The organism is Pantoea sp. PNT03 (assembly GCF_014852515.1).
Classification (GTDB): Bacteria; Pseudomonadota; Gammaproteobacteria; order Enterobacterales; family Enterobacteriaceae; genus Pantoea; species Pantoea leporis.
This window is the reverse complement of record NZ_JACVBT010000001.1, coordinates 954,719-970,665: the sequence shown is the minus strand read 5'-3', so window position 1 is coordinate 970,665 and position 15,947 is coordinate 954,719. Positions and strand designations below refer to the sequence as shown.

The window sequence follows — 15,947 nt, the reverse complement described above, 5'->3', positions numbered from 1 at the left end:
TTAGCGCTGTTGCTGGCGGAAACGCAGATTATCCGGGTTATGCGGAATCAGATAGGTGCAGGTGTAATGAATATCAACGATGTCGCTGATTTCATACACCTGCCCGCCCTGCAAAATACCACGATTAATAATGTGCATCGCCGGACTGCCTTTTTTACAACCCAGTAGCGTCGCCTGTTCGCGGTTAACGCTAATCGCACGATAGCTGGTGAGTAAATGTGAGATTTGGTAGCCTTTGGACAACACATATTGCTGTATCGAGCGCTCAATAATCTCACCGTTGAGATCGGTAAATAAGGTTGCGGGCATACGCGATATTTCAATTTGTACTGCCACATTATCGACATAGCGCAGGCGGGAAAACTCCCAGATAAAGGCGTTGTCGTTAATGGCGAATATCTGTTGCTCATCACTATCGGGGCGTCTTTTACGCAGGCTAAGTGAGCGGTAATGCATCTGATCAAAGCGCTTTTCGGTGATCGAATTATAAACCAGCGGGTTATTACGCACCGTTTCATTAATCCAGATACCTGATCCCTGCACGATACGTACCGCGCCGATACTCACCAGTTTCTCCAGCGCCTGGCGAATAGTGAAACGCGATACGCCATATTCTTCGGCCAGCTGGCGTTCAGGCGGTAATTTGCGTGGCGCGGAGGTATCTTCCTGATAGATCTTGCTCAGCAAATCCTGGGTAACGAACTCTTTCTTTTTCATTGGATTACCCTCCTCCGGTGTTTTATCCGCAGATGATAACACGATGTTATATGGAGGAAGGGTTAGGTGCCCATGAATGGCGGCTCTACAGGCTTTTCTGCACCAGAAACGCAATCAGCGTTGCATCCCGCTCGCCCATCAACCCTGGCAAAGCCTTGTTATCGCTCACGGAATCGCCTTTGTGCAACCGTTCATTATCCATACGCACAATGCCGTCCAGCACGGTAATCCAGCTGGAAAAGCCTGCACGCTGTGGCACATCCACCTGTTTGCCGCGCTCCAGTTTCAGGTCATAAATGTATACCGCCTGATTCAGCGCCAGCGGCGCCTCGCTGCCGTGCGGCCCTGCCAGTAACGTCCATGCGTTTACTGCCGCACCGTCCGCGCGGGTAAAGGTATTGACCTGCGGCTCACCGCCGGTTTGCGCTGGAATGATGGTGGCCTGCAACATCTCGGTTTCGATAAAAGGCGCAGACTGAGCAAAGCGCATGCCGCTACCGGTACTCAGCAGCAGCGCGCGTTTGGCGTTAAGGGAGTGCGTTTCACCCTGCTCGGTGCTGTGCAGCAGCGAACCGCGCCAAACGTAGCTGAAAATCTCGCTATCCTGATGAGAATTCAGCGGGATAGTGGCATCCAGTTGCAGCGTCATTTGGTCGACAATCGCCAGCGGTCCAAACGCTTCACCGGGACGCTGACGGCGAATGGTGAAAGGACCATATTCAAACAGCTGATCGCGTTGGGCGCGCAGGATGTTCATGATGTTATTCCTTAATGATTTTTTCTGTCCACCATCATAGAGGTCTGAAAAATCATGAATAGCAGGCAAAACTGCTCGCTTAAATCAAAAAAACTGAACAACGCTAAAGCGCCGAAATAATCAGGTCGGGTTAATGTTTTTATTCATCGCCAGTACAGCTTTAATTGCGTAAAATAGCCGCTTTATTCTGCGAGTGTAATAATCATGAACCGAAGCGAACAGATCCTGGCCGCCGCCGAGCAATGCATGCGGCTGAAAGGCTTTCACCAGACATCGATTCAGAATATTGCCAACCAGGCCGACGTCAGCATTGGTTTAATTTATAAATACTATAAAAACAAAGAGGCGATCATTGAGGCATTAGTCACCAATGTAGTGCAGCGGATGATCACGCTACTCAATGCAGACTTTGAACGTATCGCGCATATGAAAGGACATTATCACGAAGCGGAAGATATTGTGTCGGCGGCAGTGGAAAACAGTATTATTCTGCTGATGGAAGTGTCATCTGAAGCCACGCGTAATAATCGCATCCAACAAATTATGCTCGATGCCTGGCATGAGCTTAAAAATAATTTTATTGCTCAGGAGCAGGCGCTGCACCCCGAGCAGGATGCCAATGCCATTCACACCCGCTTATATGTGATGTCGCTGATTATTGACGGCATTATTATTCGCCGCTGCATGAAGCAGCGCGATATGGCGCCGGGCTTTATGCCGTTTTTCAATGCGGTGGTGAATGATGTCTATCCGCACGGTGCGATGTAAATTCAGCCGAACAGATGCTGGCTGAGAACGCCGTTAACCCGCTGCATTTCACGTTGGTCCAGGTCGCTATCGCCGAAGGCGCGACAGGCGACGCCATCGACCAGCAGCAATAAAAATTGAATGCGATTGGCGCGCTGTGTTGGATCGATATCAGGTTGTTGCGCGCGAAAAATAGCCGCTAACTCAGCAAGTAATAATTGCTCCTGCTGGGCCAGAATGGTACGCACCGATTCATTACGCGACGCCTCAGAATACATTTCCAGTAATAATTTCCGGTCCTGACTCGGCCAATGATGCCAGAATGGCGAATCCGCGTTGATAATATCCTGGGTCGATTGTTGTGCGGGCAAGTGTTGTATTAAAAACAGGCGCCAGTTCTGCGCGATGCTTTTTATTGTTTCCATCACAATAAGCTCTTTACTGCTAAAGTAACGATATATTTGCCCTGCCCCTAACGCAGATTCACGGCTAATATCCGCCATGCTGGCGCCATGAAATCCGGAGCGACTAAAACAGACTTTCGCCGCAGAAATCACCTGCTGCTGACGCTGTAAGAGAAAATCGTCATGTTCAGAGTGACTCACATTGGCTCCGAAAAAGAATTTAGCGTTTATTCCCGTCATCATACGTGATGCGTTTCCGGTGAGAAACCCAGACAATGTTTCCAATTCTTGCTTCCCCGCACGCAGGCCATGTAGCGACGCAATTTATTGCGCGATAAATCGCGCCGCTACGAAAAGTGCAATTATTGCGCGCTCATTATTTCAGATTCTTTCAACGCCGTGCCGCCACCCATCACTTTATAGAAGGTGATCAAATTCAGGTAATAGGCTTGCTGCGTACTCACCAGATTGGTTCGGGCACTGTACAGCGTGCGCTGCGCGGTTAACGCATTGAGGTAGCTATCAACGCCGTTGCGGTAGCGCAGATCCGCCAGATGATAATAGGTTTGCGATGCCGCTACATTACGCTGCTGACTGCTGAGCTGATCGTTGATGGTGCCACGACGCGCCAGCGCATCCGCCACTTCCTGGAAGACGGTTTGCACCGCTTTCTCATACGCCGCTACGTAATACTCCTTCTGTGCTTTGGTGTATTTCAGGTAAGAGACGTTGTAGCCGCCCTGGAAAATCGGCAGCGAAATGCTCGGCGCAAATGACCAAATGCCCGCCCCGTTTTTAAACAGCGTCGACAGATCGCTACTGCCGACGCCGCCGCTGCCCGTCAGCGTAATGCTCGGGAAGAAGTTGGCACGCGCCGCGCCGATACTGGCGTTGGCCGACTTGAGATTATGCTCGGCTTGCAACACATCAGGGCGATTCAGCAAGGCATCCGATGAGACGCCCGCAGGCACCTCGCGCAGTGCGTTACCTATCGATTCAATGCTGTCAGGCAGCAGGTTATCCGGCACGCTGCGGCCCACCACCAAATCCAGCGCGTTTTTATCCTGCGCCACCAGCGTGCTGTAGCTGGCGACATCGGCCTGCGCGGATTGATAGGTGGTTTCCGCAGACGAGACATCCACCATTGAGGCGATACCATTTTCCATCTGCTTTCGCGTCACCTGCCACGATTGTCGCGCGCTCTCGGCGGTCTCTTTAGCAATCGCCAGATTGCTGCGGTCGGCGGCGAGCTGCAGCCAGTAATCCACGGTGTTGTACAACACCGTCAGGCGCGTGCTGCGTGCGCCCTGCAGCGTGCCGAGATAGGTTTCATACTGCTCGCGCGTCAGGCTCTGGTTTTTGCCAAACAGATCGAGTTCAAACGAACTGACGCTGCCTTCTGCCGAATAGCTGTTGCTGATGGCGGTTTGATTGCCTTCGCCGGTTAACGCGCGCGAACGCGTGCCGCTCACGCCGGCGCTAATAGCCGGGAACAGATTGGCGCGCTCTTCACCGTATTGCGCATGCGCGGATTTAACGCTGGCCACCGCTTCACGCAAGTCGCGGCTGCTATCCAGCGCCATCGCCACCACCTGGCGCAGTTGGGCGTCGAGCACATAATCCTGCCAGCTTAGGTCGCGGTAGTTGCTGGCTGGTGTGCCTTGCAATGAACGATAGGCTTCACCGCTCGGCATCTGGCTGCTGACCGCGCCTTGCGGGCGCTCATAGTGCGGATCGAGCGACACACAACCCGACAGCAGCGCGGGAACCAATACCATTAAGAGTTTTGCCGACATGTTATTCCCCCGCCTTGGGCACAGATGCATGATTATCGTCATGCGGTATCGCCGGGAACACGCGACGCACCAGAACAAAGAACAGCGGTACAAAGAAGATCGCCAGCAAGGTAGCGGTCAGCGTGCCGCCAATAATACCGGTACCAATCGCAATACGGCTGTTGGCGCCCGCGCCGGTGGAAATCGCCAGTGGCAATACGCCAGCGGTAAATGCCAGCGAAGTCATAATGATGGGCCGCAGGCGCATCGATGCCGCGTGCGTCGCCGCCTTCACCAGGCTTTCCCCTTTACGGTAATTGTCTTCGGCGAACTCAACGATCAGAATCGCGTTCTTCGCTGACAAGCCAATGATGGTTAACAGCGCCACCTGGAAGTAGACGTCGTTTTCCAGCCCGCGCAGGCTGATCGCCAGCAGCGAGCCGATCACCCCCAGCGGCACCACCATCATCACCGAGAACGGCACCGACCAGCTTTCATACAACGCCGCCAGGCACAGAAACACCACAATCAGCGAGATGCCATACAGCGACATCGCCTGGTTGCCGGAGAGTTTTTCCTGATAGGACAAGCCGCTCCACGCAAAGGTGGTGCCCGCCGGCAACTTCGCCGCCAGTTTTTCCATCGCGCTGATCGCATCCCCGGAACTCTTGCCGGCCGCCGCCGAACCTTCGATTTCGTAGGACGCGAGGCCGTTATAGCGAGACAGCACATCCGGGCCGTACGCCCACTCTGAGGAGGCAAACGACGCAAACGGCACCATGGTGGTATTGCTGTTGCTATCGCTGCCGCGCACGTACCAGCGATCGATATCTTCCGGCTTGCTGCGGAACTGCTGATCGCCCTGCATGTAAACCTTCTTCACGCGGCCACGATCGGTGAAGTCGTTGATGTAGCTGCCGCCAATCGCCGCACTGAGCGTGTCGTTGATGTCGCTGATGGTGAGACCCAGCGACTGCGCTTTTTCATCGTCGATATTGACTTGCAGCTGCGGCAAATCCGGCAAGGTGTTGGCACGCACCGCGCTGAGCAGCGGATCCTGATTGGCTTCAGCAATCAGCTGATTGCGCATTTGCAGTAGCTGATCGCGCCCGGTGGCACCACGCGCCTGCAGCTCAAAGGTGAATCCGTCTGACTGCCCTAAACCGGACACCGACGGCGGCGACAGCACGAAGATCTGCGCATCACGAATGCTGGCAAGATTGGCCATTGCACGCGCGGCAATGGCATCGGCACTGTTTTCAGCACCTTTACGCTCGCTCCAGTTCTTCAGCGAGATAAAGCCAATCCCGGCGTTCTGGCCGCTGCCGGCAAAACTGAAGCCATTCACCAGCATGCTGACGTTGACGTTGTCTTTTTCTTTGGTGGCGAAGTATTCCTGCACCTGACGACGAACCGCGCTGGTGCGGTTTTCCGTCGCGCCCGGTGCCAGCTGGTATTGCACCATGATATAGCCCTGATCCTCAGTCGGCAGGAAGCCGGTCGGCAAACGCATATACAGCACCGCGCAACCGATCAGCAGCACCGCGTAGAGCAGCAGATAGCGCACCGAACTGTGCAGCACATGACCCACGCCGTTGTGATAACGCGCCTGCACGCGCTCGTAACTGCGATTGAACCAGCCGAAAAAGCCCTTTTGACCGCCTTCTTCGTTGTGCGGTTTGAGCAGCGTGGCGCACAATGCCGGCGTCAACGTTAACGCCACGATCACCGACAGCACCATCGATGACACAATGGTGATGGAGAACTGACGATAGATAACGCCGGTTGAGCCGCTAAAGAAGGTCATCGGCAGAAACACCGCCGACAGCACCAGCGCGATACCAATCAGCGCGCCGGTGATCTCTTTCATCGATTTTTCAGTGGCCTGACGCGGCGGCAAACCCTCTTCGCGCATCACACGCTCGACGTTCTCCACCACCACGATTGCGTCATCCACTAACAGCCCGATGGCGAGCACCATGCCGAACATGGTTAAGGTGTTGATCGAGTACCCGAACAGTGACAGCACGCCAAAGGTTCCCAGCAGCACCACCGGCACGGCAATCGCCGGAATCAGCGTGGTGCGGATATTCTGCAGAAACACGAACATCACGATCACCACCAGAATCACCGCCTCGATCAGGGTTTTCACCACCTCTTCAATCGAGATTTTCACGAAGTCGGTGCTGTCGAGCGGATACGCCACTTCATAGCCCGGCGGCATGCTGCTGCGGAACTCGTCGATAGTGGCTTTCACCTGTTCGGCGGTTGAAAGCGCATTGGCGCCGGACGCCAGCTGCACCGCGATCCCTGAAGCCGGATGACCGTTCGCCAGCACGTTGGCGCTGTAATCCTCATCACCCATTTCTACGCGAGCCACATCACTCAGATGCACCACCGAGCCGTCGCTTTGGCTTTTCAGCACGATATTGCGGAACTGTTCCGGCGTTTGCAGACGTGAACGCGAACGCACGGTCGCCACCAGCTGCTGCTCTTTGCTGGCCGGTTGCGCGCCCAGCTGACCGGAGGAAACCTGGGTATTCTGGCTCTCCAGCGCGCTGGTCACATCGGACGGCATCAGCGAAAAGGAGGCGAGTTTGGCGGGATCGAGCCAGATGCGCATGGCGTATTCGGCACCAAACACCTGCACGCTACCGACGCCCGGCACGCGCGCCAGCGTATCTTCCATGTTGCTGACCATGTAGTCCGCCACATCGGCCGAGGTGCTTTGGTTGGTTTTATCGTACAGCGCCAGAATTAGCAGGAAGTCGCTTTGCGCCTTCTCCACCGTCACGCCTTGCGTGGTAACGGACGTCGGCAAGCGGCTTTCGGCCTGCTGCACCTTGTTCTGCACCTGCACCTGCGCAATATCCGGATCGGTACCCTGCTGGAAGGTGACGTTGATTTTCACTTGGCCGGTTGAAGCGGTGCTGGTGGAATCGAAATAGAGCAAGCCGTCGATGCCGGTGAGCTGCTGCTCGATCACCTGCGTGACGCTGCTTTCCAGCGTTTCCGCCGACGCGCCGGTGTAAGTGGCCTGAATACTGATCTGCGGCGGTGCAACGTCGGGATACTGCGCTATCGGCAGACTTTTGATGCTGAGCACGCCAAACATCATGATGCAGATGGCGATCACCCAGGCGAATACCGGGCGGCGAATAAAGAACTGAGCCAACATAGTTACTGGCCTCCGCTGCTGGCGCTGTTTGGCGTCACTTCAACTGCTTTGACCGTCATCCCGGCCTGCACTTTGGCGGTGCCTTCGACAATCAGCTTGTCGCCGCTGTTTAAACCGCTGGTCACCAGCCAGGCGTTGCCGATAACCCGATCGGTCACCACTTCCCGGCTTTGCACTTTGTTTTCGTTATCCACCACCAGCGCCGTGGCGTTGCCCTTGGCATCACGCGTGATGCCCTGCTGCGGGGCCAGAATCGCATCGTTTTTAACACCGTTGGTGACGCTGGCGCGCACATACATGCCCGGCAACAATTCATGCTGCGGATTGGGGAAGATCGCGCGCAGCGTAACGGTGCCGGTGGCTTCATCAACCGCCACTTCGGTCAGTTCCAGCTTGCCGGGATGATCGTAATTGCTGCCGTCTTCCAGTTTTACCGTTACTGGCACCACATCGCTGCTCTGCTGAAGGGAAGCCTGCTGACGCTTCAGTTTCAGCAGTTGCACGCTGGATTGCGTTAGATCGACATAGATCGGATCGAGCGCGCGAATGGTCGCCAGCGCCGTGGTTTGCGCCGAGGTCACCAGCGCGCCCGGCGTCACCGACGAGATGCCGATGCGGCCAGAAATTGGTGCTTTGATTTGCGTGTAGTTAAGGTTGATACGGGCGCTTTCGACGGCGGCACGATATTGATCAACCGACGCCACGTTCTGTTGATAGGTTGCCAGCGCATCGTCGGCATCCTGACGCGATACGCCGTTCTCTTTCACCAGCGCGCTATAGCGCGCGGATTTTAACTGGCTGCTTTTCACTAACGCCTGCGCATTTTTCAACTGCGCAACGGCCTGATCGTAGCTGGCCTGATAGCTGGCTGCATCGATTTGATACAGTACCTGACCGGCTTTGACTTCGTCGCCTTCGGTAAACAGGCGCTTCTGGATGATACCGTCCACCTGCGGACGCACTTCCGACACCATGCTGCCCACCACGCGTCCGGTGAGTTGGCTATCGAGCGTCACCGACTCAGTTTGCAGCGTTTTCACGCCGACTTCGGTGGTCATGTCACCCGCTGGCGGGGCGCTATTTTGGTCACAGGCGGCGAGCAATAACACCAGCCCGGCGATGGCCGTGCGCTGAAAATTCTTCATGAATAATCCTGTAGTGAACGTTCATTCTCAATATTGAGTCTACCAAATCACGGATGTGGGCGTATGTCAGGAAAATGAAAAGAGCGCTCCTGAAAAGCGACAGCAGAATAGCGTCCCCTTTGATTGAGGATTTTTAGGGGTTAAATCGCGATAGGTTACAAAGTGTTGCTAACGATAATGAGTTATAACCATTAATGCAAATGATTATTATTTACATGAAAGTAAACGTTAACCCGATGCGCGGTCATGCATGCGCACCCTACGAAAAATCACGTACCACCTTTAACGCCAGCTGCGGGCTGGTTAATGGCTGACTACCGGCGCTACACAGCCTGGACGCTGCCGCCATGGAAACCTGGGCCAGCGCCACATGATCTGCGCCCTGCTGTTTCCCGTCTGCCACCGCTTGCGCAATCATTTGCAGATACGCATCCTGATGACCCGCTTTGAACGCCGCCCATGCGCCAGGAATCAGCTGCACAACAGGATGCTGTTCAACCGGCAGCGTCGCTGGGCAAAACAGCGCGCGCGTCGCCGCCAGTGTGGATTCCGCCGCACACAGCACCAGAGATTTTCCCGGCAAACGGTGCACCTCATCGGCCAGCATGCGATCGGTGCGATACACCGGGCAATCATGCCCTTCAACACAAAAACCATCGGCAACCGGACCCAGCGTCGAGCAGGTAATCAGAATCGCGTCGAACCACGGCGTCAGGCTGCGTAACAGCTGTTCCAGCTTTTGCTGCTGCGAAGCGGTCATGCCACCGGTTAGCTCCGCTTCCGCCAGCAAATGCGGCATCACGATATGACTCAGTGCGCCGTTGCTCATACCCAATGAGTGCGCGGCGTCATCGAAAATAGCGATATTACTGGCGGCGGTATGCAGGCAGGCGATAGTCATAGAATTCCTGATCAGTGGCGTCTCTTAGGGAGGTTCAATATAACCTGACAAAAACAAAAAAAGGCGCCACAGCGGGCGCCTTATTCTATTTTACTGCGATTACTTCAAACGGAATGCCACAACGCTGTCACCCGCCTGGGTGCCGAGCGAACCGTGACCGCCTGCGGCAATCACCACATATTGCTTACCGTCTTTACCCATAAAGGTAGACGGCGTGGCTTGCGCACCGGCACTCAGCTCGGTCTGCCACAGCAGCTCGCCGGTGGTGCTGTCGTAGGCGCGGAAGAAGTTATCCGCAGTTGCACCGTGGAACACCAAATCCCCTGCGGTCAGCAATGGACCACCGTGCGCCACCATGCCCATCGGGAAGCCTATGGGGAAGCGGCCCGGCAGGAAGCTGGTCTTCAGGTTTTTGGTGACGCCCACGCGGCGCAGCCATTCGGTTTTACCGGTCTTCAGATCCACGCCCACCATGCGGCCCCAAGGCGGCGCAACACAGGGAATGCCGAGGCCTGACGCCATCTGCTGGATATGGATCGCGTAGTCACCGTGGAAGTTTTCGTTCCAGTATGGCGTGCCATCTTTGGTAAACAGGCGCTCGGTGGCGGTCTGCTCGGTGCGTTTGATCAGGTTGTACTTGTAGGCCAGACGCACTGGCGCGGCAATCAACATTTGACGCTGCGGATCGACAGCAACAGAACCCCAGTTGAACACACCAATGTTGCCAGGGAAGATCAGTGAACCGCCTTCCGTTGCTGGCGTCCACGGATTGCCGTCATAGCGCAGGCTACGGAAATCCATGCGGCATGACATCTGGTCAAACGGCGTAATGCCCCACATTGACTTCTCGGTCAACGGCTGCGGGATGAAGTTCAGGCTGGAAACCGGCTGAGTCGCCGCAAATTTCTCACCCGCTACGCCACCTTCAGTCGAAACCTTCACCTGGTTTACCGGATACACCGGCTGGCCGGTAAGACGGTTCAGCACAAACAGGTTGCCGGTTTTGGTCGGCAGGATCACCACAGGCTGCTTCTGGCCTTGATAATCGATGTCCACCAGCGAAGGCTGTGACGGATTATCGCGGTCCCACAGATCGTGGTTGGAGCTCTGATAGCGCCATTTGAACGCACCGGTTTGCAGATCCAGCGCCACCAGCGCATCACGGAACTTCTCGGTGTTGCTGTTCGGATCGCGTTCAATGCCCACTTCATCCGGTGAAGCGTTACCAAACGGCACATAGACTACGCCATTTTTCAGGTCAGCACTCAACGTGCCCCACGCCACTGGCGTGTCCTGCGGGTAGTTTTGACCGGCAGCAATTGGCGCGGTGTTTTCCGGGTTGGCCGGATCAAAGTTCCACACCAGACGACCGCTTTGCACGTCATAGGCACGAATCACGCCTGACGGGTTGCCGCTGTTGAAGCCGTTATCCATCACGGAACCGCCAACGATCACCAGCTTGCCCGCCACCAGCGGTGCTGCGGTTTGCATCAGCGCATGTGGACGCACTTCACCCATGTTGGCGTGCAGATCAACCACACCGTTCTGACCGAAATCAGCGCACGGTTTACCGGTATCGGCATCCAACGCAATCAGCTGCGCATCAGTGGTGGCGTTAAAGATACGTTTACGGCAGATGGCCGGATTCGCGGCGCTATCCTGCGCGGCAACCGGGGTTTCTTCGTAGTAGCTTACGCCGCGACAGGTCTGATGCTGCTGCAGGTAAGAGCGGTCTTTATTTGGCGTAAATTTCCACTTCACCGCGCCGGTTTCCGGATCAAGCGCATGCACTTCGTTATGCGGCGTACAGAAATACAGCATACCGTTGGCTTTCAGCGGCGTAGCTTCGAAGGTGTATTCGGTGGCATCCGCATCCTGGCGCAGATCGCCGGTGTGGTAGGTCCATGCAACTTCGAGGTTTTTGACGTTCTCTTTGCTGATCTGATTCAGCGCCGAGAAACGCAGGCCGTCAGACGAACCACCGTACGCGGTCCAGTCGTTAGCGGCGCCCTGCTCGCTGTTCTGCTCGCGGGCATTGCTGATGGTGCCTTGCTGCGGAACCGGATCGTAGAAGCATAGACCAATCACCACCACGATCATGATAATCACAGTGCCGCCGAGGAAGCCGTGGAAACGGCGTTCGCCGCGATACAGCGGTTTCACCACCCACGGCATCGCCAGCCACAGGCCGATAACGCCTAACAGGTCACCGCGTGGGATCCACTGCCATTTATCAAAGCCCACTTCCCAGATAATCCAGGCGAGCGTAATCCACATCAGCACCGCATACAGCGCCAGCGCGCTGCGCTGGTTGCGGAACAGTAATATTGCGGTGATAAGTAATCCCACCGCCATCAGCGCATAGAAGGCGCTGCCGCCCAGCATCAACAGCTTGCCGCCCATGTACAGCAAGGCAATCGCCAGAATCGCGAGCACGATACTGGTTAATTTGTTAACCATGCTAATCCCTCAACCATATTCATCGAAAAACCTCAAAAATAACCCCACATAAAATCAACAGAATTTTAACGTACGTTACCGTTTAGTAAAAACCCGTTGCGAGGTATGTCGTTAGCTCCGCTAATGAATGTAGTTTGGCTAATGGCTGCCAGCTACCGCCTGGTTCAATGTGTGACTGAAATCACGTTTCATTTTCGTTGAGAGAATTAATCATTAGTGAGGAAAATTCGCATTTTTTGATAACGAAAAATGGCGAGGATGCGCGATTTGGGGGAATTTGCGCCTGAGACATAACCTTGCGCAGATTTGTTACTACGCCCGCTGTAGTAGAAAACTTACGCTGTTTTCTTTTTACCCGGGAAACGTTATGAAAATCACTTTATTAGCCAGCTCATTGTTGCTCCTCGCGGTGACTTCTCACGCTGCCACCAACCCACTGATCGTCGGCGATCAAAAAGGCAATGCTCGCGCGGTGATGTCCGCCGCTGGCGAGCTCAACAATGTGCCGTATGAAATCAAATGGTATGAGTTCCCCAACGCTGCGCCGCTGCTGGAGTCGCTCAACTCCCAGCATCTGGATGCCGGCTTAGTCGGCGATGGTCCGCTGTCGTTTGCCGTGGCCGCAGGCGCGCAGATCCGCGCCATTCAGGCATCGCAATATCTCGGCAATGCCATCCTGGTGAAAAAGGACAGCGCCCTGCACAGCATCGCCGACCTAAAAGGCAAGAAAGTGGCGACGGTAAAAGGATCGGCCGGGCAAAACATGGTGCTGAATGCGCTGCACGAAGCGGGTTTGCCCGACGACAGCGTCAATTTTGTCTTCACCACGCCGTCGGAAGCGACGCTGGCGCTGGATAATGGCGCGGTGGATGCGGTGGCAACCTGGGAACCTTATGTGTCCTTTGCCGTGGCGCAGTCCGGCGATCGCATCGCCATCGACGGCAAAAATTCGCCAGTTTCAAACTATCTGGTGGCGACCGATAGCGCCATCGCCAGCAAGCGTGAACAGCTCATGGACTTCCGCGAGCGCCTGATTCGCGCACGTGCGTGGGGCGTGGCGCATCCACAAGCCTACGCCAGCGAGATCGCCAAACTGCTGCGTCTGCCAGATGCGGTGGCGCTGAGTAAAGTACAGCGTGAAAACAACGCGCCGGTAGAAGATTACGCATTGGTAGAGAAACGCCAGCAACTGGCGATTGATACCTTCACCCGTGGCGGCCTGATCAAACCCGGCTTAAAAGCCGACAAACTGGTGGATGCCTCCTTCTTTAACGCCAACGGAACCGCCAAACCATGATGAATCTGGCGCTCTACCTCGACTCCGGCATTCATCAGGGCGGCTGGCGTCATCCCGATTCAGCTGCGACCGGCGGCAGTAACTGGCCGCTGTACCGCAAAATCGCCCAGCGCGCCGAAGACGCGAAGCTGGACATGATTTTTGTCGCGGACAAGCTGGCGATTGATGATGTTTACGGCGGGCATCTGGCGCACACCGTGCAGCATCGTCAGGTTGGCTGGTCTGAACCCTTAACATTATTAGCCGCGCTGGCGGCGGTGACTGACCACATCGGCCTCGGCGGCACGGTTTCCTCCTCCTATTCGGTGCCTTACACCACCGCGCGTCAACTGGCAAACATCGACCATATTAGCGGCGGGCGCGCAGCGTGGAACGTGGTTACCTCGCTGAGCCACGCCGAAGCGCGCAACTTTGGTCGCAGCGAGCACTTCAGCCATGAAGCTCGCTATCGCCGCGCGGCCGAATTTATTGATGTCATGAAAGCGCTGTGGGACAGCTTTGAAGAGGACGCGCTGATTCTGGATAAAGCGCAGGCGCACTTTGCCGACCCGGCACGCTTCCATAGGCTTGATCATCAGGGTGAATCTTTCAACGTGCAGGGACCGCTTAATCTGCCGCGTCCGCCGCAAGGTCATCCGGTGGTGATCCAGGCTGGCGTATCGGAAGCCTTTATCGATCTGGCCGCGCAACAGGCGGAAGTGCTGTTTGTGGTGCAACCTAATCGGGAACGCGCGCAGCAGTTTTATCAAACCCTGAAACAGCGTGCGCTGCAGTATCAGCGTCAGCCCGATCAACTGCGCATTCTGCCCGGCATGGTGCCGATTGTCGGCAATACGCAGCGCGATGCCGAGGAGCGTGCGGCGTACCTGAAATCATTGATTACCGTGGAATCGGGCCTCAGCTTTGTTTCGGCCAGCATGAATATCGATCTTTCGCAGTACCCCATTGACGGGCCGGTGCCTGACCTGCGTGAAAAGATCACCGGCAGCAAAGGCCGTTTTCAATATGTGATCGCCAGCGCCATTGAGCAGAACCTGACGCTGGGCGAGATGGCGAAACGCTACGCCGAGAGCTTGTCGTTCCCGGCACCGACCGGCACAGCGGATAGCATTGCGCAGCAGATGATTGACTGGTATCAGCATCAGGCCTGCGACGGTTTTGTCATTCTGCCCACCTACATTGACGAGAACGAAGATTGCTTCCTCGAACAGGTTGTCCCGCGCCTGCAGGCTGCGGGCGTCTTCCGCAGCGACTATCAACCGGGCACGCTGCGCGATCGTTTAGGCTTAGTAAAGCCGGAAAATCGCTTTAACCGTTCATCATCAATTGAAATAACTTAATTAATCATTAATGCGCTGCTGCGATTATTCCTGGCAACAATTATCATAGCAGCGCGAATAAGTGCGGTTTTATTACAGTTTTATTTATCCCCTCTTCATTTAATCTTTTTTAAATTGATTAGCCATTGCGCCGCAATGACTTTTTGAGAGTTTCCTCAGCCTGTTATCCCGGATTAAGCGTGATATAAATCACGTAACTGCTCTGCGGCAAGGCCGCTAATAAAAAGAAGGTTATGATGATTAGCGCAGATTTCTTTTATCGTAAATTACGTTTTCCTTTTAAACTCACACACGCTGCTTTTAAGTTTCCGGTTGCCAATGCGCGAGCCCGGCAATATCAGGTGATGTCGCCTGAACAGACTATTGACCTGCTGCTTAGCAACCACAAGCTCTCCGTAAGCCGCTATGGCGACGGCGAACTGGAAATGACCTTGTTCAAGAATATCGGTTTTCAATCTTTCGATGAACGACTCTCTATTCGCCTTAAAGAGATATTACGGCGCGGAAGTCAGCCGAAGAATCCGTGTTTATTATGTATGCCCGATGCCTTTCGCGGCACCGCGAATATGCGTTTTGGTTCGGCCCTATTCTGGTTTTTTCATAAAGCATTTTATTTTCGCCATTATGAAAGCTTATTAAAGAAAGATTACCGCTACGGCAACACCTCCGTTACACGTCCCTATCACGATTATAAGGACAAGCAGCAGGCGGTTCGCGTGTTTAATAAGTTCAAGCAGCTGTTCAGCGATAAAAAGATATTAATTGTGGAAGGCAGCGGCACGCGTCTCGGCATCGGTAACGATCTGCTTGATGACGCGCGGGAGATTAAACGCATCACCACGCTCAATCGCAACGCCTTCTCGGTCTACAACGATCTCTACAGCTCGGTGCTGGCACACGCGCGCGATTACGATATGGTGCTGATGTCGCTCGGCCCCACCGCCACGGTGCTGGCTTACGATCTCAGCCAGCATGGCATTCGCTGCATTGATACCGGCCACATTGATATCGAGTACGAATGGATGCGCAGTGCCGCGCGTGACAAGGTGCAGGTGGCTGGCAAGAACATCAATGAAGTGGGCGTGTTACTCAGCGACGATGCGCGCGACGCCGATGAGCATTATCGCCAGCAGATTTTGCTGCATGTCGGGTTGCCGCAGGAAGCGGTGCTGTCGGCGATGGTAATGCATCCGCCGATCTAATCCACATCGCAAGTAATCGCAAAA

General features: G+C 55.0%; 12 protein-coding genes. 4 read left to right on the top strand and 8 right to left on the bottom strand.

Features of this window, described 5'->3' with window-relative positions:
- Both IB226_RS04575 and IB226_RS04570 read right to left on the bottom strand, forming a co-directional pair.
- Positions 1 to 717 carry a GntR family transcriptional regulator gene (locus tag IB226_RS04575; protein ID WP_192233808.1) on the bottom strand — a complete coding sequence of 239 codons (717 nt, stop codon included), beginning with the start codon at positions 715 to 717 and terminating at the stop codon, positions 1 to 3.
- An 85-nt stretch (positions 718 to 802) separates the two neighbouring features.
- The gene (locus IB226_RS04570; RefSeq protein ID WP_192233806.1) at positions 803 to 1,474 is read right to left on the bottom strand and encodes a hypothetical protein; all 672 of its coding nucleotides are present in this window, start codon (positions 1,472 to 1,474) and stop codon (positions 803 to 805) included.
- A 204-nt stretch (positions 1,475 to 1,678) separates the two neighbouring features.
- Between IB226_RS04570 and IB226_RS04565 the strand changes: the two genes are divergently transcribed.
- Complete coding sequence (locus tag IB226_RS04565) at positions 1,679 to 2,242, top strand: TetR/AcrR family transcriptional regulator (protein WP_192233804.1); 564 nt, start codon at positions 1,679 to 1,681, stop codon at positions 2,240 to 2,242.
- Positions 2,243 to 2,244: 2 nt separating this feature from the next.
- On the opposite strand, the gene IB226_RS04560 is transcribed toward IB226_RS04565, so the two are convergent.
- The 6 genes from IB226_RS04560 to IB226_RS04535 form a co-directional block, all read right to left on the bottom strand.
- Entirely contained in the window at positions 2,245 to 2,868 is a 624-nt protein-coding gene (locus tag IB226_RS04560) for a TetR/AcrR family transcriptional regulator (protein ID WP_225608151.1), read from the bottom strand.
- A gap of 119 nt (positions 2,869 to 2,987) precedes the next feature.
- Positions 2,988 to 4,421: an efflux transporter outer membrane subunit gene (locus IB226_RS04555; RefSeq protein ID WP_192233802.1), complete on the bottom strand. Its 1,434-nt coding sequence runs from the start codon at positions 4,419 to 4,421 to the stop codon at positions 2,988 to 2,990.
- A 1-nt stretch (position 4,422) separates the two neighbouring features.
- Complete coding sequence (locus tag IB226_RS04550) at positions 4,423 to 7,578, bottom strand: efflux RND transporter permease subunit (RefSeq protein WP_192233800.1); 3,156 nt, start codon at positions 7,576 to 7,578, stop codon at positions 4,423 to 4,425.
- A 2-nt stretch (positions 7,579 to 7,580) separates the two neighbouring features.
- A complete protein-coding gene (locus IB226_RS04545; RefSeq protein WP_192233798.1) occupies positions 7,581 to 8,723 on the bottom strand; it encodes an efflux RND transporter periplasmic adaptor subunit in 1,143 nt (380 codons plus the stop codon).
- 259 nt (positions 8,724 to 8,982) lie between these two features.
- Positions 8,983 to 9,624, bottom strand: a complete 642-nt coding sequence (locus tag IB226_RS04540; protein WP_192233796.1) for a glutamate racemase — start codon at positions 9,622 to 9,624, stop codon at positions 8,983 to 8,985.
- 99 nt (positions 9,625 to 9,723) lie between these two features.
- Positions 9,724 to 12,084, bottom strand: a complete 2,361-nt coding sequence (locus IB226_RS04535; RefSeq protein WP_192233794.1) for a membrane-bound PQQ-dependent dehydrogenase, glucose/quinate/shikimate family — start codon at positions 12,082 to 12,084, stop codon at positions 9,724 to 9,726.
- A gap of 367 nt (positions 12,085 to 12,451) precedes the next feature.
- On the opposite strand from IB226_RS04535, the gene IB226_RS04530 reads away from it, so the two are divergent.
- From IB226_RS04530 to IB226_RS04520, 3 genes are all read left to right on the top strand, one after another.
- Positions 12,452 to 13,381 carry an ABC transporter substrate-binding protein gene (locus IB226_RS04530; RefSeq protein WP_192233792.1) on the top strand — a complete coding sequence of 310 codons (930 nt, stop codon included), beginning with the start codon at positions 12,452 to 12,454 and terminating at the stop codon, positions 13,379 to 13,381.
- Positions 13,378 to 14,721, top strand: coding sequence for an NtaA/DmoA family FMN-dependent monooxygenase (locus IB226_RS04525; protein WP_192233790.1), 1,344 nt, complete (start codon positions 13,378 to 13,380; stop codon positions 14,719 to 14,721). Before IB226_RS04530 ends, IB226_RS04525 begins: the two co-directional genes overlap by 4 nt.
- A gap of 236 nt (positions 14,722 to 14,957) precedes the next feature.
- Positions 14,958 to 15,923 carry a GT-D fold domain-containing glycosyltransferase gene (locus tag IB226_RS04520; RefSeq protein WP_192234508.1) on the top strand — a complete coding sequence of 322 codons (966 nt, stop codon included), beginning with the start codon at positions 14,958 to 14,960 and terminating at the stop codon, positions 15,921 to 15,923.
- The last annotated feature ends 24 nt before the right edge of the window (positions 15,924 to 15,947 follow it).

Excerpts from the sequence above, each read along its gene's own strand:
- IB226_RS04525 (WP_192233790.1), top strand. The coding sequence starts at position 13,378 with ATGATGAATCTGGCGCTCTACCTCGACTCCGGCATTCATCAGGGCGGC.
- IB226_RS04530 (WP_192233792.1), top strand. The coding sequence starts at position 12,452 with ATGAAAATCACTTTATTAGCCAGCTCATTGTTGCTCCTCGCGGTGACT.
- IB226_RS04555 (WP_192233802.1), bottom strand. The coding sequence starts at position 4,421 with ATGTCGGCAAAACTCTTAATGGTATTGGTTCCCGCGCTGCTGTCGGGT.
- IB226_RS04550 (WP_192233800.1), bottom strand. The coding sequence starts at position 7,578 with ATGTTGGCTCAGTTCTTTATTCGCCGCCCGGTATTCGCCTGGGTGATC.
- IB226_RS04565 (WP_192233804.1), top strand. The coding sequence starts at position 1,679 with ATGAACCGAAGCGAACAGATCCTGGCCGCCGCCGAGCAATGCATGCGG.
- IB226_RS04570 (WP_192233806.1), bottom strand. The coding sequence starts at position 1,474 with ATGAACATCCTGCGCGCCCAACGCGATCAGCTGTTTGAATATGGTCCT.
- IB226_RS04535 (WP_192233794.1), bottom strand. The coding sequence starts at position 12,084 with ATGGTTAACAAATTAACCAGTATCGTGCTCGCGATTCTGGCGATTGCC.
- IB226_RS04520 (WP_192234508.1), top strand. The coding sequence starts at position 14,958 with ATGATTAGCGCAGATTTCTTTTATCGTAAATTACGTTTTCCTTTTAAA.
- IB226_RS04560 (WP_225608151.1), bottom strand. The coding sequence starts at position 2,868 with ATGATGACGGGAATAAACGCTAAATTCTTTTTCGGAGCCAATGTGAGT.
- IB226_RS04545 (WP_192233798.1), bottom strand. The coding sequence starts at position 8,723 with ATGAAGAATTTTCAGCGCACGGCCATCGCCGGGCTGGTGTTATTGCTC.
- IB226_RS04540 (WP_192233796.1), bottom strand. The coding sequence starts at position 9,624 with ATGACTATCGCCTGCCTGCATACCGCCGCCAGTAATATCGCTATTTTC.
- IB226_RS04575 (WP_192233808.1), bottom strand. The coding sequence starts at position 717 with ATGAAAAAGAAAGAGTTCGTTACCCAGGATTTGCTGAGCAAGATCTAT.